The sequence below is a fragment of the Actinomadura syzygii genome, assembly GCF_008085905.1.
Taxonomy (GTDB): Bacteria; Actinomycetota; Actinomycetes; order Streptosporangiales; family Streptosporangiaceae; genus Spirillospora; species Spirillospora syzygii.
The window spans coordinates 24,812-46,552 of the sequence record NZ_VSFF01000003.1 but is presented as its reverse complement, the minus strand read 5'-3'; the positions used below and the strand labels follow the sequence as shown (position 1 = coordinate 46,552).

At 71.1% G+C, this 21,741-nt stretch carries 18 protein-coding genes; 11 read left to right on the top strand and 7 right to left on the bottom strand.

Annotation, left to right across the window (positions count from 1 at the left end; translation table 11 throughout):
- Positions 1–266: 266 nt before the first annotated feature.
- Positions 267–1,484, top strand: a complete 1,218-nt coding sequence (locus FXF65_RS07275; RefSeq protein ID WP_148348959.1) for a cytochrome P450 — start codon at positions 267–269, stop codon at positions 1,482–1,484.
- Between the two features lie 247 nt (positions 1,485–1,731).
- Here FXF65_RS07275 and lexA read toward each other — a convergent pair whose 3' ends face one another.
- Entirely contained in the window at positions 1,732–2,394 is a 663-nt protein-coding gene (lexA, locus tag FXF65_RS07270) for a transcriptional repressor LexA (RefSeq protein ID WP_148348958.1), read from the bottom strand.
- Positions 2,395–2,528: 134 nt separating this feature from the next.
- Between lexA and FXF65_RS07265 the strand changes: the two genes are divergently transcribed.
- Entirely contained in the window at positions 2,529–3,125 is a 597-nt protein-coding gene (locus FXF65_RS07265) for a hypothetical protein (RefSeq protein ID WP_148348957.1), read from the top strand.
- 103 nt (positions 3,126–3,228) lie between these two features.
- Here FXF65_RS07265 and FXF65_RS07260 read toward each other — a convergent pair whose 3' ends face one another.
- The gene (locus tag FXF65_RS07260; RefSeq protein WP_148348956.1) at positions 3,229–6,039 is read right to left on the bottom strand and encodes an AfsR/SARP family transcriptional regulator; all 2,811 of its coding nucleotides are present in this window, start codon (positions 6,037–6,039) and stop codon (positions 3,229–3,231) included.
- Between the two features lie 346 nt (positions 6,040–6,385).
- On the opposite strand from FXF65_RS07260, the gene FXF65_RS07255 reads away from it, so the two are divergent.
- Together FXF65_RS07255 and FXF65_RS07250 are read left to right on the top strand one after the other, a co-directional pair.
- Positions 6,386–6,979, top strand: a complete 594-nt coding sequence (locus FXF65_RS07255; protein ID WP_148348955.1) for a hypothetical protein — start codon at positions 6,386–6,388, stop codon at positions 6,977–6,979.
- A 126-nt stretch (positions 6,980–7,105) separates the two neighbouring features.
- A complete protein-coding gene (locus FXF65_RS07250; protein ID WP_425458742.1) occupies positions 7,106–8,347 on the top strand; it encodes an IS256 family transposase in 1,242 nt (413 codons plus the stop codon).
- Between the two features lie 323 nt (positions 8,348–8,670).
- On the opposite strand, the gene pflA is transcribed toward FXF65_RS07250, so the two are convergent.
- The 5 genes from pflA to hypF all read right to left on the bottom strand — a co-directional run bounded on the left by pflA (position 8,671) and on the right by hypF (position 15,274).
- Entirely contained in the window at positions 8,671–10,317 is a 1,647-nt protein-coding gene (gene pflA, locus FXF65_RS46095; RefSeq protein ID WP_187412159.1) for a pyruvate formate-lyase-activating protein, read from the bottom strand.
- Between the two features lie 223 nt (positions 10,318–10,540).
- Positions 10,541–11,587 (bottom strand): hydrogenase expression/formation protein HypE, encoded by a 1,047-nt coding sequence (gene hypE, locus FXF65_RS07240; protein WP_246198400.1) that lies wholly within the window; start codon positions 11,585–11,587, stop codon positions 10,541–10,543.
- The gene (hypD, locus tag FXF65_RS07235) at positions 11,587–12,672 is read right to left on the bottom strand and encodes a hydrogenase formation protein HypD (RefSeq protein WP_148348953.1); all 1,086 of its coding nucleotides are present in this window, start codon (positions 12,670–12,672) and stop codon (positions 11,587–11,589) included. Before hypD ends, hypE begins: the two co-directional genes overlap by 1 nt.
- Complete coding sequence (locus FXF65_RS07230) at positions 12,669–12,938, bottom strand: HypC/HybG/HupF family hydrogenase formation chaperone (protein ID WP_148348952.1); 270 nt, start codon at positions 12,936–12,938, stop codon at positions 12,669–12,671. The genes hypD and FXF65_RS07230 overlap by 4 nt, the downstream gene beginning before the upstream one ends.
- Before the next feature lie 5 nt (positions 12,939–12,943).
- Positions 12,944–15,274 (bottom strand): carbamoyltransferase HypF, encoded by a 2,331-nt coding sequence (hypF, locus tag FXF65_RS07225; RefSeq protein ID WP_148348951.1) that lies wholly within the window; start codon positions 15,272–15,274, stop codon positions 12,944–12,946.
- 419 nt (positions 15,275–15,693) lie between these two features.
- On the opposite strand from hypF, the gene FXF65_RS07220 reads away from it, so the two are divergent.
- The 7 genes from FXF65_RS07220 to FXF65_RS07190 all read left to right on the top strand — a co-directional run bounded on the left by FXF65_RS07220 (position 15,694) and on the right by FXF65_RS07190 (position 21,693).
- Positions 15,694–16,293, top strand: a complete 600-nt coding sequence (locus FXF65_RS07220; protein WP_148348950.1) for an Rv1733c family protein — start codon at positions 15,694–15,696, stop codon at positions 16,291–16,293.
- 354 nt (positions 16,294–16,647) lie between these two features.
- Positions 16,648–17,130, top strand: a complete 483-nt coding sequence (locus FXF65_RS07215) for a Crp/Fnr family transcriptional regulator (protein WP_222868424.1) — start codon at positions 16,648–16,650, stop codon at positions 17,128–17,130.
- Positions 17,127–17,972: an FAD/NAD(P)-binding protein gene (locus FXF65_RS07210; RefSeq protein ID WP_246198399.1), complete on the top strand. Its 846-nt coding sequence runs from the start codon at positions 17,127–17,129 to the stop codon at positions 17,970–17,972. Before FXF65_RS07215 ends, FXF65_RS07210 begins: the two co-directional genes overlap by 4 nt.
- 2 nt (positions 17,973–17,974) lie before the next feature.
- Positions 17,975–18,811, top strand: coding sequence for an NADH-quinone oxidoreductase subunit B family protein (locus tag FXF65_RS07205; protein ID WP_148348949.1), 837 nt, complete (start codon positions 17,975–17,977; stop codon positions 18,809–18,811).
- Complete coding sequence (locus FXF65_RS07200; protein ID WP_148348948.1) at positions 18,795–20,090, top strand: Ni/Fe hydrogenase subunit alpha; 1,296 nt, start codon at positions 18,795–18,797, stop codon at positions 20,088–20,090. Before FXF65_RS07205 ends, FXF65_RS07200 begins: the two co-directional genes overlap by 17 nt.
- Entirely contained in the window at positions 20,087–20,548 is a 462-nt protein-coding gene (locus FXF65_RS07195) for a hydrogenase maturation protease (RefSeq protein WP_222868423.1), read from the top strand. Before FXF65_RS07200 ends, FXF65_RS07195 begins: the two co-directional genes overlap by 4 nt.
- Entirely contained in the window at positions 20,545–21,693 is a 1,149-nt protein-coding gene (locus FXF65_RS07190; protein WP_148348947.1) for a 4Fe-4S dicluster domain-containing protein, read from the top strand. The genes FXF65_RS07195 and FXF65_RS07190 overlap by 4 nt, the downstream gene beginning before the upstream one ends.
- Positions 21,694–21,741: the final 48 nt, after the last annotated feature.

Below are 21,741 nucleotides of genomic sequence, written 5' to 3'. Positions count from 1 at the left end.
ACGACCTCACCGACCTGGTCAAGCTCGGCTGGGCCGATCTGAGGATTTTCAAGGCGACATATTTCCGCGAGGCGCGTACGGCGCCACGACGATCACCGTTCACCCGTCGTCGATCGGCGGAACGGTCTTTTCATGTGGCATTCGGCAGACCGGAAAGGATGGCCCTTGCTTAACGGCCAGTGTCGCCTGACTGGACGTGAAGATCGCAAAATCGGGTGATAGCGTGCGTTCCGGTGGCAACTCCGACAAAGGAGAACATCGACGACATGCTCGACCTGAACTCCTTTAATCCGTTCGGGCCGCATGTCGGGTCTGCATACGGGTATTTCGAGCAGGCCCGGGAGCGGGAGCCGATCTTCTTTTCCGAGCCGCTGCAGGCTTGGTGCGTCACTCGATACGACGACATCAAGCGGATAGCGTCCGATTGGAAGACGTTCTCCTCCAGCGATGCGTTTCCCAAGCCTGTCGGGTTGCCGGAAGAAGCACAGTGGGCGGCGGACTTCCTGTTCGACCATACGGTCATCACGATCGGTGATCCGCCCCGGCATACAGCTGTGCGCCGGCTCGTCCACGACGGATTCAAGCCCGGCGCCATCGCGCGGTTCGAGCCGTCGATCAGGCAGATCATCGCGAAGTACGTAGACCGGCTCCCCGCTTCCGGTGTGTTCGACCTGGTGACTGAGTTCTCTTCGGTCGTCCCCCTGGAGGTCATCACGCAGGTGACCGGCTTCCCTCTTGACGAGAACCCGGACCTCCTGCGGTGGATAGAGGACGAGACCGTCCTGTTCGCCGGAACGTCGGCGCTGACCGACAAGGAGCTGATCGACCACGGCCGGGGCTTCGCCGAGGCGGTCGCCCACCTGCGCGAGCTGGTCGAGACGCGGCGGGCCCGTCCGCGGAACGACCTCATTTCGCTGATGATCACCGGCGACCCGGACGGCGACGTCCTCAACGCGGACGAGGTCGTCATGCAGGCCCTGGGCCTCGTCTCGGCCGGATGGGAGACCACCGGAAACGCCATCACCAACATCGTCGGCGCGCTTCTCGAAGAGCCTTCACGCTGGGCCGCCCTTGTACGCGGGGAGGTCGCGGTCGATCAGGTCGTCGCCGAGGGCCTGCGGTTCGACACTTCCGTGTTCGGTCTCTTTCGTACCGCCACGCGAGAGGTGACCGTGGGCGGGATCACTTTCGCCGCAGGAGATCGGCTCTTCTTATTCTATGCCTCCGCCAACCACGATGCCGATCACTTCCCGGCACCGGACGAATTCCGCCTCGACCGGACGAACGCGAAAAAGCATCTGGGTTTCGGTCACGGAATCCACAACTGCATCGGCGCTCCACTGGCGAGACTCGAACTCGAAGTCGCCCTCGAACTCCTAGCAGCCCGCTATCCCGAACTACGGCTGGCAGACGACGATCGCTCCCCCACCTACAAGCCCTTCAACCAGTTCAGAGCACCCGAATTCCTCCGAGTCGCTGCGTAATCCAGACCAGCCGAATCCGCCCATCCATCGCCCGGCGGCCCGGAATCGTCCCCAAGGCTCGGTACCGTGCGCGCAACGACCGAGAGACGGGGCGGCACGATGGCGGACGGCTTAGCGTGGATCGGCGAACACTGGTACAGCGCGGAGGTTGACTCGCATCTGACAGCGCTGCCTCGTGACCGGCGAGAGCCCGTGCCCCACCTGCCGAGCCGGACTCTTGACAGCGGGGGCGATTCACATCGCGGGTTCAGACGCTGCGGAGGACGGCGACGACGATGCCGAGGATGACGGCGCGGTCGCCGTCGATGACGTCGTAGGCGGGGTTGCGGGGTTCGAGATGGACGTGGCCGTTGCGGCGGCGCAGCACCTTGACGGTGGCCTCGCCGTCGATCATCGCGGCGACGATCTGGCCTGAATGCGCCTCGGGCTGGTGGCGGACCACGACGAGGTCGCCGTCGCAGATCGCGGCCTCGATCATGGAGTCGCCGCGGACGCGAAGGGCGAACACCTCGCCGCGCCCGGTCAGCTCGCGGGGCAGCGACAGCACGTCCTCGACGTGTTCTTCGGCCGAGATGGGTACCCCCGCGGCGATGTCGCCGGCGATGGGCACGGTCACCGAATCATCGGCCGGCGAGGCCCCGGAGTGCCGCTGGAGGAACATCCGCACGTCGATCGGCCGGGCCATCGAAGCGCCGCGGCGAAGAAACCCCTGGTCCTCCAGGCTCTTCAGGTGCCGTGACACCGACGACGGGGACCGCAGGCCGACGGTGTCGCCGATCTGCCGCGTGCTCGGCGGGTATCCGTACCGCGCCACCCAATCGGCGATCGCGGCCAAAATCCGCTGCTGGCGCGGTGGCAGAACCGAGGTGTCCAACCCCCCGAACCCGTCAAGAGATTCGTCGCTGTTCACCTGCAAAAGTGTAGGCCCCGGCGGACGCGGCGGCGTGACGCCGAGGGTGATATCGGGTTGGGAGCTTGATCGGCCCAGGGAATCGTCTGGTCCTACTGCGAACCGTCGATTCGGAGGGTGGCCGCGTCCGGACAATGGGCGCGGCGAACCCGGGCCGCTCGGGTTCCGTGGAGGTGGTGAAGGGATGCGGTTCCTCCGAACCCATCCGTTTCCATCATGAAAGGGGGGACGCGATCATGCGTCCTGGCTTAGTCTCTCGGCTCCGGCCGACCGCTTCCCGGCACAAGGCGGCCATCGCCACCGCCTCGGCCGGCGTTACGGCGGCCGCGGCCGTCCTGGCCTTCGGGACCGTCTCCTCGGCCGCCACCGGCTCGGACGCGGCCAGCGCTCAGGGCACCGTCACCCGTGGGTCCACCGTCTGCGCCGGACCGGTGAACGTCCACCCGGACACGGGTTCGTTCCTGGCGGCCAACGGCTTCGCCTTCAACCGCAACAATCCCGACGGGATCGCCATCGACTGGACGGTCCGGCGTGGCGACGTCATCACTTCCCAGGGCGGCACGAGCTTCTTCACCTCCGCCACCGTCATCCGCTCGGAGCACACCGCCCGCTTCCAGGTCACGGTGCCTGCGGGCGACGCGAACCTGCCCGGCTCCATCTGGATCTGCGGCACCTCGTCCCAAGGCCAGTCCATTTTCGTGGACATGTCGCTGAACACCGTCGGAGCCTGACTCGGCGGCCTTCCGCGCCTCTCGCGCCTGGTTCAGCTGGGATCGCGGCACAGCGTCCGCGATCCCAGCCGATGGCCCGGCCATTGTTCGGCACTGGAGCGGCTCAAGCCAATGGACGCGATCCGTCCAGCTCGGCGTGGATCGTCTCCTTCTCCGCCCTGACCGCGGCCTGCCTGGCCTCCTGGCCGAGCTGCCGCCAGATGGCCAGGCTCGCCTCGGCGTGTTCGAGGGCCTCCTCCGGGCGGCCGAGCCCACGCGACGTCACCATCAATTCCTGCAGGGCCATCGCCTCCTGGAAAGGGGAGGCGAGCGCGCGGCTGGCGGTGAGCGCGGCGCGGAAGTCCTCGACGGCCTCGTCCGGACGGCCGAGCGCCCGCTTCGCCCGGCCGCGGTTGATCATCAGGTACTGCCAGGCGAGAGGCCGTCCCCCGACCCTGTCCGCCAGCGCCAGCCCGCGCTCCAGCCACGGCAGCGCCTCCAGGGGACGCCGGAGCCCGATGATGTGGAGAGCGGCGATGTTGTTCAGCACCTCCAACTGCGACCACCAGTCGCCGGAGCGGCGGCTGATCGCCAGGCTCTCCTGGAAGATCACGAGCGCCTCCTCGTGGTCGTGCCGGTGGAAGGCGAGCAGGGCGGACACGTTGAGCAGCCGGTCCAGGATCGCCTCGTCCCCGCCGTCGTGGGCGGCCCGGATGCCGCGGCGGATCTGCGCTTCGCCGCCGTCCAGCCTGTCGACCTGCCAGAGCCCGCCGCCGAGCATGTAACGGGCCCGGGCCTCGGCGGGGAACTCACCGCGCGCCTGCGCGGCGTCGGCGATCTCGGCGGCCGGACCGTTGAGCCGCGGCCACAGGAACGCGACGTCGCCCAGGGGATCGAGGGCGAGCAGCAGGTCCGCGGCGACGGCGATCGGCGCGCCGGGGTCCGCGGCCGCACCGCGGACGGCTCCGAGGACGCCGTCGAGCTCGTTCAGCATCCAGGTCTGTCCCTCGGCCAGGTCGGCGAACGCGACCCCTGCCGAGTGGGTGGCCGCCATCGCGTCGGGGAGCTTGCAGCCGTTGCGGAGCAGCCGGTAGAGGTTCCGGGCGGACGCGAGATAGTGGTCGAGGAGGCGGCCCAGGACGGCGCGACGGTCGGCCTCGGCGTCCTCTTCGAGGGCGAGGTGGGCGGCGTAGGTGTGCAGCAGGTCATGGAAGCGGTACCGGCCGGCGGTGCGTTGCTGCAGCAGATGCACGTCCAGCAGGTCCTCCAGGAGCCGGTCGGCCTCCTGGAGCGGGACGTCGGCGACCCTGGCGGCGGTGTGAGCGTCGAAATCGGGACCCGAGTGCAGGCTCAGCAGCCGGAACAGCCGCTGCTGGACGGGTGTGAGCTGCCGGTAGGAGAGGGCGAACGCGGCGGCGACGCTGCGGTCGCCGGTGGCCAGCTCGCCCAGCCGCCGCTGCTGGTCGCCCAGGCGTTCGGCCAGGTGGGCGAGGGTCCAGGTGGGGCGGGTGCGCAGCCGGGCGGCGGCGATCCGGACCGCGAGCGGCAGCAGGCCGCAGAGCCTCACCACCTCGTCCAGGGCCTGCGGTTCAGTGACGGCACGCGCGTCGTCGGCGATCCGGGTGAACAGCGCGGCCGCGTCGGCGGGCGGCAACACCTCCAGGGACAGCGTGCGGGCGGCCTCCAGATCGGTGAGCCGGCGGCGGCTGGTGATCAGCACCAGGCTCCCGGGGTCGCCGGGCAGCAGCGGCCTCACCTGTTCGGCGCTGGTGGCGTTGTCGAGGACGATCAGGGCCTTGAGGCCGGCCAGTTCGTCCCGCCACAGCCCGGCCCGCTGATGCAGCTCGTCGGGGATCCGCTCCCCCGGCACGCCCACCGCGCGCAGGAGCGTCTCCAAGGCGGCGGCCGTGGCGCCGGGCTCGTCTCCGGCGGTGTGCGCGTGGAGGTCGACGAACAGTTGCGCGTCGGGGTAGCGGTCGGCCAGCCGGTGTGCGGCGTGCACCGCGAGGGCGGTCTTGCCGATCCCCGCCATCCCGTCGATGGAGTTGATCACCACCGCGGTGGTCGGCTCCCCCTCCGTCGGCAGGGCGGAGATGAGCCGGTTCAGTTCGGTGGCGCGGCCGGTGAAGTCGGCGAGGTCGCGGGGCAGCTGCTGGACGCGCCTGCGCCGATCCGGTGGCGACGCCGCGAGGCCGGGGTCGTCGGAAAGGATCTGCTGGTGCAGCCGCTGTAACTGGTCGCCGGGGTCCAGGCCCAGTTCCTCGGCCAGCGTCTCGCGTGTGTCGTGGAAGACCCGCAGCGCTTCTGGCCGCCGACCGGCTCGGTGCAACGCCAGCATCAGCTGTCCGGCCAGCCGTTCCCGGAGCGGGTGCGCGGCCACCTGCTCGCTCAGCTCGCTGATCACGCTGTGGTGCCGTCCGAGGTCCAGTTCCAGCTCGATGTCCTCCTCCAGCGTCGCCGTCCGCCGCTCCTCCCAACTGGTCACCCGCGGCTGGAGCGCCGGGCATTCCAGCCCCGCGAGCACCGGCCCCCGCCACAGGTTCAGGGCCGCGCGGAACTCGGCGACCGCCTCCGCCGGTCGCCCGTCGTCGGCATGCCGGCGGGCCCGCCTCACCCGGCCGTCGAACACGGCGGCGTCGAGCTCGCCCTCTCCGACGTCCAGCCGGTACCCGGCGCCCGCCGCCACCGGCCCCGCCAGTCCTCCGTCGGCGAGAAGCCTCCGCAGCTCGGACACCAGATTGCGGACGCGTTTCTCCGCGGTGGGAGGCGGCTCCTGCGGCCAGACCGCATCCACCAAATGGCTCAGCGGCACCACATGACCTGCTGACAGCAATAACGCGGCCAGCACCTTCCGCTGCCCGGCACCGCTCAGGCGCAGCGGCTCGCCACTCGTCCATACCTCCAGCGGGCCCAAGATCTTGAATTCTCCAGCCATACGACATCAACTCTCGGCATCTTGGCAGGCAAGGTCGGTCGCCGCCCAACTGGACACTGACCTCGAACACAATACTGCGTGTTTCGCGGCAGGCGACTGAATGCATTCTTCACCTGCACGGCAAGGATCTGACCTGCCTCACGACTCTCCGTGACCCAGCGAACTCATGCGAGCGAAGACCGCGGCCTCGTCGGCTTGCACACGGGCACGTGGAGGCAAATATCCTTCTTTTGGAATCTCATCTCGTTGCGCAATTTCGTCCGCCTTTCGGCGCATCTTCGCCGATGCCGCACCGAGCCATTAGCCGTCCCGCCTCCAACTGCTATGGACCGGGCATGGACGGGACATGGACGGCGCCCGCCAAGCTTCTCGCATGGAAAGACTGGAAACGGTGGCTCTCCTGTTCGGGCTGGCCCTCATGCCCGTCATCACCGCGCCGCTGGCCTCCCTGATCGGACCCGCCACCGACAGCAAGCAGGCCCCAGCCGAAAAGACCGCCACCGCGCCAGACCACGGCAGAGCGATCGGTCACACGACCGCGCTGACGACCGCCACCCGCCGATGGACTCCCATCACCCACACCACCATCACCTTGAAAAAACGAGGGACGTACGAGGTGACACAACAGGTCCGCGGCCAGTTCGTCACCGCGCTGAACCGGTCCACTCACGCCTGGATCATCTCCCGGGTGTTCAACCTCACCGCCGGCGTCCCGGTCAAGGAAAGCAATCTCCTGGTCACCACCAGCGCCAACCACCCGCCCGCCGCCAATCGCGATTACGGCACCACCGCCAGCGGCCGCGCCTTCATCGACATCGACAGGCCCACCACCATCCGCCTGGAAGCCATGCAGGCATGGGACGAAGGAACAGTGACCAAAAGCCAGATCATCACCGATCCCAACGGATTGACCCAGCTCCTGTACAAAGAACTCACCTGAGCCGTCCAGACAATGGACCCGCAGGGGAGTGTAAGAACAACGGTGTAACTCCTGATCATGGAAGTGGCACCTGTGACGAAGAAGAGCAACGCCTCGGCTGTCTCGGCGGCTGGGCAGGGGCCGGTGTTGTCGCCGGCGGTGGCCTCGCAGTTGGCCGAGCTGGTGGCGCAGGCCCGGGCCGATGGGCTGGCGGTCGATGGCGAGGGCGGGCTGCTGCAGCAACTGACCAAGATCGTGCTGGAGTCGTCGCTGGAGGGCGAGATGGACGCCCACCTGGGCTATGGCCGACACGATCGGGCCGGTATGAACTCGGGCAACTCGCGCAACGGCAAGCGGTCCAAGACGGTGCTCACCGAGGCCGGTCCGGTGCAGATCGAGGTGCCGCGGGACCGGGACGCCTCGTTCGAGCCGCAGATCGTCCGCAAGCGCCAGCGGCGGCTGAACGGGATGGACGGGATCGTGCTGTCGCTGTCGGCCAAGGGCCTGACCACCGGTGAGATCAGCGCGCATCTGGCCGAGGTCTATGGCGCCTCGGTGTCCAAGGACACCATTTCGGCGATCACCGACCGGGTACTGGAGGGCATGGCCGACTGGCAGTCCCGCCCGCTGGACCCGGTCTACCCGGTGGTGTTCATCGACGCGATCCGGGTGAAGATCCGCGATGGGCAGGTCGCCAACCGGCCCATCTACCTGGCCCTGGGTGTGACGGTGAACGGCGAGCGCGACATCTTGGGCCTGTGGGCGGGCGAGCACGGCGACGGCGAGGGCGCCAAGTACTGGATGCGGATCCTGACCGAGATCAAGAACCGGGGCGTGGCCGATGTGCTGATGCTGGTCTGCGACGGGCTCAAGGGCCTGCCCGACGCGGTCAACGCGGTCTGGCCGGCCACCGTGGTACAGACCTGCATCGTGCATCTGATCCGGGCGTCCTTCCGCTACGCCTCCCGCACCGACTGGGCCCAGATGGCCAAGGGCCTCAAGCCCGTTTACACCGCCCCGACCGAGGCCGCCGCGCTGGACCGGTTCGCCGAGTTCTCCGGCACCTGGGAACACAAGTACCCCGCGATCATCCGGCTGTGGACCGACGCCTGGGCCGAGTTCGTCCCGTTCCTGGCCTTCGACATTGAGATCCGCAAGGTCATCTGCACCACCAACGCCATCGAGTCGATCAACGCCCGGCTCCGCCGGGCCGTGAACGCCCGCGGCCACTTCCCGACCGAACAGGCCGCCCTCAAATGCCTCTACATGGCATTGATGAGCCTGGACCCCACCGGCCGCGGACACGCCAAGTGGGTCGTCCGCTGGAAAGCCGCCCTCAACGCCTTCGACATCCACTTCGACGGACGCCTGTCCGCCGGACGCATCTGAACCAGACAACAACCCCAGTTACACCGAAAAGTTGACACTCCCACCCGCAGAGCCTGCTCCGGCAGCACGGAATTGCTGTACCCCGGCTTTGGTGGTGCCGGGTTGTCAGACGCGGGGTCCGAGACCCCCGTGATGGCGAAGCGGAGGGAAGGCGGCGTGTCATTGGCAGGCCAATCGCGGACACCCTCTCAGGGAGCGGGCGCACACCTTCTCTGTGCTACGGCGTCTGTCGGGACTGGCCGGAGATCGAGTCCTGGGCCGTGACGGTCGCAGCGGAACTCGAACGCGGCAGCGCCGACCCCGCCGTCTGAACGGCGAGACCATCACCGGCTTTCGATGCCGTGGGCGCGGAAGCGGGCGTGGACGTGTTCGAGGAGTTGCGCGGTGGGCGGTGGAGTGTCGGCGGGCGGGAAGGGGATGCCGAGGCGTTGGTACTTGGGGACGCCGAGGCGGTGGAAGGGCAGCACGTCGACGTGTTCGACGTTGGGCAGGGTGGCGACGAAGGACGCGACGGCGTCGACTTCGTCGTCGCCGTCGTTGCGGCCGGGAACGAGGACGTACCGGACCCAGGTGGGACGGTCCAGGGCGGCGAGGCGTCGCGCGAACCGCAGCGTCGGGTCGACCGCGCCGCCGGTCAGGGCCCGGTAGGTCCGGGGGTTCCACGCCTTGATGTCGAGGAGGACGAGGCCCGTGTCGGCGAGCAGGGCGTCGCTCGCGCGGTCGCCGAGGTTCCCGGATGTGTCGAGCGCGGTGTGCAGGCCGAGTTTGCGGCAGCGGCGCAGCAGTTCGCCGGTGAAGGCGGGCTGGAGCAGCGGCTCGCCGCCGCTGATCGTGACTCCTCCGCCCGCGACCTCGATGAAGCGGCGGTACTTGCCGATCTCGGTCATCAACTCGTCCACGGTGATCCGGCGGCTGTCGCGCATTCGCCAGGTCTCGGGGTTCTGGCAGTACAGGCAGCGCAGCGGGCAGCCGCCGGTGAAGACGACGAACCGGGTTCCGGGGCCGTCCACCCCGGTGGAGATGTCCCAGGAGTGGACGGCGCCGGTGAGTGCGGTGGACGTCCCATTTGGACGGTCGGTGGTCTGCGTTGTCTGCGGGTAGCGCTCCGGGTGCGCCATCGCGTCCAGCAGGGTGGCGCGGTCGAGGACGTTGACGTTCATGTGGTAGCCGCCCGCGTCCACGTATCCGTCGAGGATCCCGGCGAGGTTGCCGATCCGCTCCTCGGAGGCGCGGCCGAGGCCGGCCGGGGTGATGGTCTCGGTGAGGGAGATGCCGTCCCGGGACTGGTCGTAGGGGATCTTCGCCGCCGACAGCGCGGCGGCCACCATGCCGTGCCGGTCCCGGCCGTTCATCGGGTTGGCGCCGGGCGCGAACGGCTCGCCGGTCCGGCGGCCGTCCGGGGTGTTGCCGGTGTGCTTGCCGTACACCACGTTGGAGGTGATGGTGAGCACCGACAGCGTGTGCTCGGCGTCCCGGTACGCCGGACGCTCACGCACCTTGGCCATGAACGCGGTGACCAGGTCCACGGCGATGCGGTCGGCGCGGTCGTCGTTGTTGCCGTAGGCGGGGAACTCGCCTTCGATCGCGTAGTCGGTCGCGAGCCCGGTCGCGTCGCGGATCACGCGGACCTTGGCGTACTTGATCGCCGACAGGCTGTCTGCCGCCACGGACAGCCCGGCGACGCCGCAGGCCAGCGTGCGTACGACCGGGTGGTCGTGAAGGGCCATCTCGATGCGCTCGTAGGCGTACTTGTCGTGCATGTAGTGGATGACGTTGAGCGCGTCGACGTAGGTGGCGGCCAGCCAGTCCAGCATCCGGTCATAGGCGGACCGCACCTGGTCGTAGTCGAGGACGTCGCCGTCCACCGGTGGGAGGGCCGGGGCGACCTGCTCGCCGCTGATCTCGTCCCGGCCCCCGTTGATCGCCGCCCTCGTACGGCGTGTAGTTCGCCTGCACGAAGTCGCGCACATCGACGCGCTCCCGCCACGCCCCACCGTTGAAGCCGCGCCACGCGGACAAATCGCTCCGGACCTCGTCGACCTCGATCGCGGTCATTCCCGCCTCCCATGGTCTGATCACTTCCACTATCGGCGGGAGAGGTCTAGACCACATGGGGGCGGAGGTCCCGGATCCGTTGACCAACGTCCCCTGTGACGGGCGGCTGATCCGGTCGTAGCCGGTTCGTCCGGCGTGTCAGCAGATGCGCGGGAGCTGCTCGCCTACGAGCATGTCGACGACGCGGACGCCGCCGAGCAGCGTGCGCATGTGGACGCGGCCGGGGTGCTCGTCGGTGAGCGTGCCGATCGCGCGGGCCTCGGTGCCTTCGGGGCGGGCGCGCATCGCGCGCAGGACGGCGTCGGCCGCGGCCGGTGCGACGAAGGCGACCAGGCAGCCCTCGTTGGCGACGTGCAGCGGGTCCAGTCCGAGCAGCTCACAGGCGGCGGCCGCGGGCCGCGGTACGGGGACGGCGTCCTCGGCGATGTCGACGCCGACCGACGAGGTCTCGGCCAGTTCGTTGAGGGCGCTGGCGAGACCGCCCCGGGTGGGGTCGCGCAGGGTGTGCACGTCCGGTCCGCCCGCGTCGAGCATGGCGGTCACCAGCGCGTGCAGCGGCCTGCTGTCGGAGGCGATCTCGGCCTCGAAGCCGAGGCTCTCCCGGGCGCTGAGGATCGCGGTGCCGTGAAGCGCGATCGGTCCCGACAGCAGGACGATGTCGCCGGGACGGCCCCGGGCCGCCGAGGGCGCCGCGCCCAGCCGACGGACGCCGATCCCGGCGGTGGTGACGTACAGGCCGTCCGCGGCGCCGCGCGGGACCACCTTGGTGTCCCCTGTGACGATCGGGACGCCGACCAGGCCCGCCGCGCGCGCCGCCGACGCGGTGACCGCGCGCAGCTCGTCCAGCGGCAGACCCTCCTCGATGATGTAGGCGAGGGTGAGTGCGACCGGCCGGGCGCCGCGCATGGCGAGGTCGTTGACGGTGCCGTGCACGGCCAGGGAGCCGATGTCGCCGCCGGGGAAGAACCGGGGCGTGACGACGAACGAGTCGGTGCTGGTCACCACCTCGGCGGTGCCGGTGTCGACGACCGCGGCGTCCTCGGTGACGCGGTCCGCGCCCAGCTCGGCCGCGATCACGTCGTGCAGCAGCTCGGCCATCAGACGTCCGCCGGAGCCGTGGCCGAGCAGGACCCGTTCGGTCTCGGCCGCCGGTGCGGGACAGCTCAGGGCGGTCGGATCGGTCATCATGTTCTCCCGGCGTTGTGGAAGGCGGCGCAGGTGCCCTCGCTGGACACCATCGGCGCGCCCAGCGGGTGGCGCGGCGTGCACCGCGTGCCGTACGCGGCGCAGTCGGTGGGCAGGCTGGTCCCCCGCAGGATCGCTCCGGCGATGCAGTCGGCGTTCTCGGCGGAGTCGAGCCCGTCGACGGCGAAGCGGCGTTCGGCGTCGAAGTCCGCGAGCTCGGGGGCGAGCGCCAGGCCGCTGGCCGTGATGGGGCCGATGCCGCGCCATGTCCGGGTGGTCACGCGGAACGCGCGGCGCACCGCGTCCTGGGCGGCGGTGTTGCCGGAGCGGCGCACCGCGCGGGCGTACTGGTTCTCGACCTCGTGGCGGCCGTCCTCCAGTTGCCGGACGGCCATCAGGATCCCTTCGAGCAGGTCGAGGGGCTCGAACCCGGTGACCACGACGGGCACCTGGTAGCGGGCGGCGATCGGTTCGTACTCGGTCCAGCCCATCACCGCGCAGACGTGGCCCGCGGCCAGGAACGCCCGCACCTGGTTGTCGGGCGCGTCGAGGACGGCGGTGATCGCGGGCGGCACCAGCACATGGCTGACGAGCATGGAGAAGTTGTCCAGGCCCAGGTCGCGGGCGCGCAGGACGGCCATCGCGTTGGCCGGGGCGGTGGTCTCGAACCCGACCGCGAAGAACACCACCTGCCGGTCGGGGTTGGCGGCCGCCAGGCCGACGGCGTCGAGCGGGGAGTAGACGACGCGCACGTCCGCTCCCCTGGCCCGCAGTCCGAGCAGGTCGCCGCGGGTGCCCGGGACGCGGAGCATGTCGCCGAAGCTGGTGAAGACCACCTCGGGGCGGGCGGCGATGGCCAGCGCGCGGTCCAGGGTCTCCAGCGGGGTGACGCAGACCGGGCAGCCGGGGCCGTGGATCATGCGCACGTCGGCGGGCAGCAGCTCGTCGATGCCCTGCCGGACGATGGTGTGCGTCTGCCCGCCGCACACCTCCATGATCGTCCAGGGCCGGGTGGCGGTGGCGTGGACGTCGGCGAGCAGCCGCCGGGCCAGCACCGGATCCCGGTACTCGTCGAGATATCTCATCCGGCCCTCCCGGACGGGTCGCCGCCGGCCAGTTCGGCGTTCAGCGCGTCGGGGATGGCGTTGAGCACCGCCAGGGTGCGGGCGGCCTCCTCCTCGTCCACCGTGCTGATCGCGAAGCCGACATGGACGATGACGAAGTCCCCGACGTCCGCCTCCGGGGTGTAGGCGAGGCAGACCTCCCGGCGGACGCCGTCGAAGTCGACCACGCCCATGCGCGGGTAGGAGTCGTCGGCCTCGACGATCCGTCCGGGAATGCCCAGGCACATGCCGTTCATCTCCTCTCCGGGGCGCCCGCCAGCCGCGCCGCCGCGACCGCCGCCTGCCCGTAGCTGACACCCCCGTCGTTCACCGGGACCCGTTCGCCGATGAAGACCTCGAACCCCGCCCCGGCCAGCGCGCCGACGACGGCAGCGGCGAGCGTGCGGTTCTGGAACACGCCTCCCGACAGGCAGACGGTGCCGACGCCGGCGTCGTCGGCGGCGCGGCCGCACAGCTCGGCGGTGACGGCGGCGAGAGTCCGGTGGAAGGCGGCGGCGATCCGCCCGGGCGGCTCGCCGTCCGCGCGGGCCGCGAGCGCGTCGCGCAGCGTCACCGCGCCGTCGTACACCCACAGCCCGCCGTGCCGGACCAGCCTCCAGTCGAGCGGATCCGCGGCGTCCTGTCCGGCGGCGGCCGCCTCGAGCCGCATCGCGGCCTCACCCTCGTAACGGTTGTCGTCGCAGATCCCGAGGAGCGCGGCCAAGGCGTCGAAGAGCCGTCCCGCGCTGGACGCCGGGGGCGAGTTCACACCCCGATCGATCATGCGGCGGACGACGGCGACCTCCCGTTCGGGCAGCCGCGCCACCAGGTCCGCTGCCGGGCCGGCGACCGGACCGGCGTGGTCCAGGGGTTCGGCGCCGAACAGGTAGCCGAGCGCCATCCGGGCCGGCCGCCGCACGGCCGCGGCGCCGCCGCACAGCGGCGCGCGGGAGAAGCGTCCGAGCCTTCGATATCCCGTGTAGGTGGCGAGCAGGATCTCCCCGCCCCAGAAGGTGCCGTCGTCGCCCAGCCCGAGCCCGTCGTAGGCGACGCCGAGAAAGGGGCCGGTCACGCCGTGTTCTGCCGCGGTGGCGGCGACATGGGCGTGGTGGTGCTGGACCGGGATCCGGCGGCGCGCGGGCCATCGCGCCGCGTGCTTGCTGGACAGGTACTCCGGGTGCAGGTCGTGCGCCACGTACGCCGGTTCGACGTCCTCGACGCGCAGGCAGCGCTCCAGCGCATGTTCGAACGCGGCGTAGGTCTCCGCGTCCTCCAGGTCGCCCGTGTGCGGGCCGACGATCGCCCGCCGGCCGTTGGCGACGGTGAACGTGTGCTTGAGCTGGGCTCCCAGCGCCAGGACCGGCTCGTCGGCGGCGACCGGAAGCGGCAGCGGAGCCGGAGTGAGACCGCGGGCCCGGCGCACGGTGGACGGCCGCCCGGCCACCACCCGGACGACGGAGTCGTCGTAGCGGGCCAGGATCGGCCGGTCGTGGGAGAGGACACCATCGACGACCGGGCCCAGTCGGTGGTGAGCCGCGTCGTCTTCGATCACCATCGGTCCGCCCGCGTGGTTTCCACTGGTCACGACCAGGGGCCCGGCGACATCGCGCAGCAGCAGGTGGTGCAGTGGGCTGTAGGGCAGGAACACGCCCACGTCCGGCAGGCCGTCGCACACCTGCGCGGCAAGCGATCCGCTCGCGCGCGGCGCCAGCACGATGGGACGGGCGGACGAGGTCAGCGCGCCGACGTCGGCGGCGGTCAGGTCGGCGAGCGCGCGCGCCGCCGCCAGATCCGGGACCATCACGGCCAGCGGTTTGGCCTCCCTGCCCTTGGCGGCGCGAAGCCTGCCGACCGCTTCCGCGTCGGTCGCGTCGCACACCATCTGATAGCCGCCGATGCCCTTGACCGCCACCACCCCGCCGCCGCGGATCACCGCCGCGGCGGCGCTCAGGGCCGCCTCTTCTCGCCGCCCGCCGGGATGCCAGCCGAGCCGGGGCCCGCACGCCGGGCACGCGATGGGCTCGGCGTGGAAGCGACGGTCTGCTGGGTCGCGGTACTCGGCCTCGCACGCCGGGCACATCGTGAAGGCGGCCATCGTCGTGCGGGCCCGGTCGTAGGGCAGCGCCGCGATGATCGTGGCGCGCGGGCCGCACGCGGTGCAGTTCACGAACGGATACCGGTACCTCCGGTCTCCCGGATCGAACAGCTCCCGCAGACAGTCCTCGCAGGTGGCCAGGTCGGACGGCACGTCCCGGGTGGCCGACCCGTCCGCGGCGCTGCCGAGCACCGCGAATCCCGTCGGTGCCACCGCGCCGGTCAGCGTCGTCGCCGTCACCCCGGTCACCGACGCGGCTCCCGGCGCCTCGGTGACGAGACGGGCCGCGAAGTCGTCCAGCACCGGCGCCTCCCCCACGGCCGTGATCAGCACCACGCCGCCGCTGTTGCGCACGTCGCCGCGGACCCCGCATGCCAGGGCCAGCCTGTACACGAACGGCCGGAACCCCACTCCCTGCACGGTCCCGCGAACCTCTAACCGCCGCGCCTCGGCCGTCCCGCCGTCCTCGCGTGTCCGCGTACCGGTCATGCGGCGAGTCTCCTCCGCGTCCCGCGGCCCGGTCAGGGCCGCCCGGCCTCGAAGTCGGGGACGAAGGTCCCGAGCGCGAGGCCGCGCCGGGCCGCGCGTCGGCGGATGGCAAGCTCCGCCGTCTTTCCGGACGTCTCACCATGGATTTCGAGTATCAGGGCTTTCCGGCAGCAGTCGGGGACGCACGAGAGCGGTGTAGGCGCCGGGGCGAAGGACGTTCGTCCCTCTGTTCCGTGGGCGGCGTCATTCGGGACTTTCGGACGCTTCCGGCGAGGACATCGGTCCGTTGTGGCGGCCGTCACCGCCGCGAGACGTTGGCGATTACCGCTTTCCGATTGCCCCGGATGTCATAAGAGGGCCTCAACGCGCGTCGACCGTGACGGCCACCCATTTACGGCGGGCCGTTCACATTGGAAAGGTTGGAGGACGCAGCCATGAAATCGCCTAAATCGTGGTCAAGGGTCGATCGCTGGCGCCGTCGCTGCGGGTTCGACGACAATGACCTGCGCCGTCCCGTGGATCGGGTCCAGTGGCTTTCCGGCCTGTTCCTCCTCGTGGTCTTCTTGGCGATCACTCCGGTCCTCTGCGTCCAGGCCGTCCAACATGCCCGGGATGCGGGGGGACGTGCGGAGCGATATGAGGCCACCGCGCGGCACCGCGTGGACGCCACGGTGGTGAAGGTCAGACGGCTGCAGAGCGGGCGTGAGGTCACCGTGGTCTGGATCGACCAGGACGGAACGCTCCGATCCGGGCGCTACGTCACCTGGCGCGGCGTCGAGTTCGGTGATCATCCCAAGGTTTGGGCAGGGCCGCGGCACAGGGTGAGCGACTCGCCGCCGCGGACGCATGCGCGCACGGTCGTCGAAGTGGTGGTGACCGCGGCGGCGACCGCTGTGGCGGCGGGATTGTCGTCGCTCGGCCTCTACCTGCTGTTGCGCCACCGCCTGGACCGCCGGCGCTACCGCGCCTGGGACCGGGCCTGGCACCGTTTCGACCAGCGCCGTCACCGCCCGGCCTGAGAACCCTCGGCCAAGTCGGGACTGCCCAGCCCGCTGGTGTTCGGCGGCGTGGTCCTGATCGGCGTCGGAGCTGCGGCGGGGCGCCCTCCTTGACGCAACCGTCGCTGACCAGCCGATACAACGTCGGCACCGCAGCGGGCGAGCGCGGCCCGGCCGCCGGGGGCGGCGTGGCATGGAGCGGTCGGATGCGGTTAGAAGGGACTTTGGTCCCTTGGTGATCTTGGCGTTCCGGGTTCTCATGATGTTGTTCGTCGGCGCGGCCGCCGTGGGAAGTGCCAGGTGCCCGGAGAGGACGGGCCGCGTCGTTCTGGTCGGTGACGGTTCAGAAGTCGTTTCGAGAGGAGGTCGGGTCCGGTGGAGCATACGAGCGGCGTCACGGCCGACGCTCTGGCGGAGGCGCGATTCTTCGTCGGCATGCCCGATGCGAGCCTCGCCGCACTGGCCACGACCGCCGAGGACGTGGACGTTCCGGCCGGGCACCGCTTCTTCGACGAAGGCGGATCCGCCCAGCGGTTCTGGCTGCTCCGCTCCGGCAGGGTCGCGCTCGACCTCCAAGTGCCCGGCCGGGGCGCCGTGGTGGTGGAGACCCTGCCCGCCTCGGCGGTGCTGGGCTGGTCATGGCTGTTCTCCCCACATCGTTGGAGGTTCGGCGCCGTCGCCTTGGAACCGGTGAAGGCCGTCCAATTCGACGGGCCGGGTGTGCGGGAGTTGTGCGCCGCCGACCCTCGGCTCGGCCACGACCTGACGCTGCGGTTCGCGGCGGTGATGCTGGACCGCCTCGAAGCCACCCGGGTCCGGATGCTGGACCTGTACGCGCATCCCGAGGACGTGCGATGACCTCGCAGATGGCACGGCAGGTGACGCCGCAGGGCTCACCGATGGCGCCCGTCCCGTACCGGGTGACGCGGAGCCGCGCGGAGACGGCCGACACGGTGACGCTGACCCTGGAGCCCGTCGCGGCTGCCATCCCGGAGCCCGCTCCCGGCCAGTTCACCATGATGTACGCGTTCGGCGTCGGTGAGGTGCCGATCTCCGTGAGCCGGACGGGGCCGGTGCTTGAGCAGACCGTCCGAGCCGTGGGGGCCGTGACCAGGGCCGTGTGCGGGACGCGGCCGGGCCAGGTCCTCGGGTTGCGCGGGCCGTTCGGCACCGGCTGGGAGCTGGACTCGGCACGCGGACGCGACCTCGTGATCGCGGCGGGCGGGATCGGGCTCGCGCCGCTGCGGCCGGTGGTGCTGCGGGCGCTGGCCGACCGGGACGCCTTCGGCCGGATCGCGGTCCTGATCGGCGTCCGCACCCCTGACGACCTGCTGTTCACCGGCGAGCTCGACGAGTGGCGGGCACGCGGCGCGCAGGTCGAGGTCACGGCGGACCGCCCGGCCCCGGGCTGGACGGGCCACGTCGGGCTGATCACGTCGCTGGCGGGCGCCGCGGACGTCGATCCGGCCCGCGCGGTCGCGTTCGTCTGCGGCCCGGAGGTCATGATGCGCGTCACCGCGGAGGCGTTCATCGGGTTGGGGACGCCCGCCGCCGACGTGCGGCTGTCGCTGGAGCGCAACATGCGCTGCGGGCTCGGCTGGTGCGGGCACTGCCAGCTCGGACCGCTGCTGATCTGCCGGGACGGGCCAGTCGTGCCGTACGAGCGGGCCGTCCCGCTCATGACCGTCAGGGAGCTGTAGCGATGGGACCTGTAGCGAGGGGACGACGACCGACGCTCGCCGTGTGGAAGTTCGCCTCCTGCGACGGCTGCCAGCTCACCCTCCTGGACTGCGAGGACGAGCTGCTCGCCCTCACCGGGCGGATCGAGATCGCGCACTTCCTGGAGGCGTCCAGCGCCGCCGGGGAGGGCCCGTACGACGTCTCCCTCGTCGAGGGGTCGATCACGACGCCCGCCGACCTCGACCGGATCCGGCACGTGCGGGCGGTGTCCCGGAAGCTGATCACGATCGGGGCGTGCGCGACCGCCGGGGGCGTCCAGGCGCTGCGGAACTTCGGCGACGTGCGGGAGTTCGCGTCCGTGGTCTACGCGCGTCCCGAGTACATCGCCACCCTCGCCGACTCGACGCCCGTCGCCGCGCACGTGCCGGTGGACTTCGAGCTGCACGGCTGCCCGATCGACCGCCGCCAGCTCCTGGAGGTGCTGACGGCCCACCTCACCGGACGCAACCCCGACGTCCCGCGCCACAGCGTGTGCTTCGAATGCAAGAGCCGCGGGAACCTCTGCGTGATGGTCGCCCACGGCACTCCTTGCCTGGGGCCCATCACCCACGCGGGCTGCGGCGCGATCTGCCCGGCGTACGGGCGGGGCTGCTACGGCTGCTTCGGCCCCTCCCCCGCCTGGGGCGGGACCAGGCCCAACACCCGCGCGCTGCTGCCGTGGCTGGACATGACCGAGGACGAGACGCACCGGGTGCTGTCCACCTTCAACGTCACCGCGTTCCGCGAGGCGCCGTCCGGGCGGGAGGCCGACGATCGGGAGGCCGACGATCGGGAGGCCGACGATGACGCATCGCAATGACCGGACGCTGAAGGTCGGGGCGCTCGCGCGGGTCGAGGGCGAGGGCGCGATGTACGTCCGGGTGCGCGACCAGGACGTCGAGGAGGTGCGGCTGGACATCTACGAGCCGCCGCGGTTCTTCGAGGCGTTCCTGCGCGGCCGCGCCCACACCGAGCCGCCCGACATCACGGCCAGGATCTGCGGGATCTGCCCGGTCGCCTACCAGATGAGCGCCTGCCAGGCCGTCGAGGCGGCGTGCGGCGTGACCGTGGACGGCGTCCTGCGCGACCTGCGCCGCCTGCTGTACTGCGGCGAGTGGATCGAGAGCCACGCCCTGCACGTCTACCTGCTGCACGCGCCCGACTTCCTCGGCTACGCCGGCGCGGTCGAGCTCGCCCGCGACCACCGCGACATCGTCGAACGCGGCCTGCGCCTGAAGAAGGCGGGGAACACGCTGCTGGAGGTCCTCGGCGGCCGGGCGATCCATCCGGTGAACGTCCGGGTCGGCGGCTTCTACCGGACGCCCGAGCGCGCCGAACTCGGCCCGCTCGCCGAAACGCTACGGCGGGCCCTCGACGACGCGCTCGCCACCGTGGAATGGGCCGCCGCGTTCGAGTTCCCCGACTTCACCCACGACCACGAGTACCTCGCGCTGACGGCCGACCGGTATCCGCTGGAGGGAGGGACGCTCCGCAGCACCGCCGGGCGCGTCTTCACCGCCGCCGAATTCGAGGAGCAGATCGTCGAGGAGCAGATCCCGCACTCGACCGCCCTGCACGCCCGCTTCTCCGACGGCGGCATGTACCTCACCGGTCCGCTGGCCCGGTACGCCCTCAACCGGGACCGGCTGTCGCCGCTGGCGCTGGAGGCCGCCGACCGGGCCGGGCTCGGCGCCGAGTGCCGCAACCCGTTCCGGAGCGTCCTGGTCCGCGCCGTCGAGATCGTCTACGCGGTGGACGAGGCCCTGCGGATCATCGACGGCTACGAGCCGCCGCCCCGCCCGTCCGTGCCCGTGCCGCCGCGGAAGGGCACCGGCCACGGCGTCACCGAGGCGCCGCGCGGCACCCTCTACCACCGCTACGACATCGGCCCGGACGGGCTCATCCGGGCCGCGCGGATCGTCCCGCCGACGTCGCAGAACCAGGCCGCCATCGAGGACGACATGCGCCGGTTCGTCACGACCCGCCTGCACCTGGACGACCACGCCCTGACCCACCAGTGCGAGCAGGCGATCCGCAACTACGACCCGTGCATCTCCTGCTCCACCCACTTCCTCGATCTCACCGTGGACCGGTCGTGACCATCGTCATCGGCGTCGGCAACGACTTCCGCCGCGACGACGGCGCGGGCCCCGCGGTGGTCGAGGCCCTGCGCGGCCGGGTGGCCGCGACGCTCGCGGTGACCGACGGCGAGCCCGCCCGGCTCATCACGCTGTGGGCCGGGGCGGACCTGGCGATCGTCGTGGACGCGGTCCGCGCCGAGCCGCCCGTCCCCGGACGGATCCACGACCTCGGCGCCGAGACCGCGGCGCTCGCCCGGCGTCCCGTCACCGGCCACTCCCTCGGGCTCGGCGACGCCGTCGCGCTCGGGCTCGCCGTCGGGCAGATGCCCGTCCGGCTGCGCGTCCTCGCGATCGAGGGGCACGACTTCGGCCTCGGCCGCGGACTGACACCGCGGGTCGCCGCCGCCGTCATCACCGTCGCCGACCGGATCGCCGCCTCGCTCCCGTCCGCCATGAAGGAAAGCCATCCGTCATGAACGCCACATTGGAACTGACCGGCCTCGGTCCTCTCTACGACGCGCTCCGCCGCGCCGGATACACCGTCATCGGGCCGACCGTCCGCGACGAAGCGATCGTCCTCGCCGAACTGGACTCGATCGACCGGCTGCCGTACGGATGGGGCGTCAGGCTCAGCCCGGGCGGCTACCGGCTGCGCCGCAGGGACGACGGCGCGGCCTTCGCCCACGCGGCCGGGCCGCAGTCCTGGAAGCCCTTCCTGCACCGGTCGAGGGTCAAGCTCTGGGAGGCGACCCGGACCGAGGACGGCTTCGAGGTCAAGGACCAGCCGCCCGCGCCCGGACGGCTGGCGCTGCTCGGCGTCCGGCCGTGCGACCTGCGCGCCATCGCCATCCAGGACCGCGTCCTGACCGGCGGCCGCCACACCGACCCGTCCTACGCCGCCCGCCGCGACGGCGCGTTCATCATCGCCGTCAACTGCACCGAGCCCGGCGAGACCTGCTTCTGCGCGTCCATGGGCACCGGCCCGCAGGCAGGCCCCGGTTACGACCTCGCGCTGACCGAGCTGACCGGTGAAGACGGCCCGCGATACGTCGTTGACGTGGGCACCGACGCGGGCGCCCTCGTCTTGGACGACATCGGCGCGGCGACCGCCGACCCCGGCGACGTGGAGCGGGCCCGCGCCGAGGTGACGGCCGCGGCCGATCGGATGGGCCGCGAGATGCCCGCCCTGAGCCTGCGCGACCTGATGGCCGACAGCCTGGACGCCGCCCGCTGGGACGACGTCGCCGAACGCTGCCTGAGCTGCGGCAACTGCACCATGGTGTGCCCGACCTGCTTCTGCACGCGGGTCACCGACACCACCGACCTGAGCGGCGACCACGCCGAGCGGTGGCAGCTCTGGGACTCCTGCTTCGACCCCGACTTCTCCCACCTGCACGGCGGTGACGTCCGGGCGTCCGCCAAGAGCCGCTACCGGCAGTGGCTCACCCACAAGCTCGGCACCTGGCACGACCAGTTCGGCTCTTCCGGTTGCGTGGGCTGCGGCCGGTGCATCGTGTGGTGCCCCGTCGGCATCGACCTCACCGTCGAGGTCGCCGCGCTCCGCGACGAAGCCGCCGAAGCCGCCGAAGCCGCCGAAGCCGCCGACCAGAGCACCGGCTGAGCCGGAGGCGGGCCGAGCGTCCCGCCGCCAAGGGCGCTTCGGCCCCGC

Coding starts and splice junctions, on each gene's coding strand:
- FXF65_RS07275 (WP_148348959.1), top strand. CDS start 267: ATGCTCGACCTGAACTCCTTTAATCCGTTCGGGCCGCATGTCGGGTCT.
- FXF65_RS07265 (WP_148348957.1), top strand. CDS start 2,529: ATGGGCGCGGCGAACCCGGGCCGCTCGGGTTCCGTGGAGGTGGTGAAG.
- FXF65_RS07260 (WP_148348956.1), bottom strand. CDS start 6,039: ATGGCTGGAGAATTCAAGATCTTGGGCCCGCTGGAGGTATGGACGAGT.
- FXF65_RS07255 (WP_148348955.1), top strand. CDS start 6,386: ATGGACGGCGCCCGCCAAGCTTCTCGCATGGAAAGACTGGAAACGGTG.
- pflA (WP_187412159.1), bottom strand. CDS start 10,317: ATGTGCGCGACTTCGTGCAGGCGAACTACACGCCGTACGAGGGCGGCG.
- hypE (WP_246198400.1), bottom strand. CDS start 11,587: ATGACCGATCCGACCGCCCTGAGCTGTCCCGCACCGGCGGCCGAGACC.
- hypD (WP_148348953.1), bottom strand. CDS start 12,672: ATGAGATATCTCGACGAGTACCGGGATCCGGTGCTGGCCCGGCGGCTG.
- FXF65_RS07230 (WP_148348952.1), bottom strand. CDS start 12,938: ATGTGCCTGGGCATTCCCGGACGGATCGTCGAGGCCGACGACTCCTAC.
- hypF (WP_148348951.1), bottom strand. CDS start 15,274: ATGACCGGTACGCGGACACGCGAGGACGGCGGGACGGCCGAGGCGCGG.
- FXF65_RS07210 (WP_246198399.1), top strand. CDS start 17,127: ATGACCTCGCAGATGGCACGGCAGGTGACGCCGCAGGGCTCACCGATG.
- FXF65_RS07205 (WP_148348949.1), top strand. CDS start 17,975: ATGGGACCTGTAGCGAGGGGACGACGACCGACGCTCGCCGTGTGGAAG.
- FXF65_RS07200 (WP_148348948.1), top strand. CDS start 18,795: ATGACGCATCGCAATGACCGGACGCTGAAGGTCGGGGCGCTCGCGCGG.
- FXF65_RS07190 (WP_148348947.1), top strand. CDS start 20,545: ATGAACGCCACATTGGAACTGACCGGCCTCGGTCCTCTCTACGACGCG.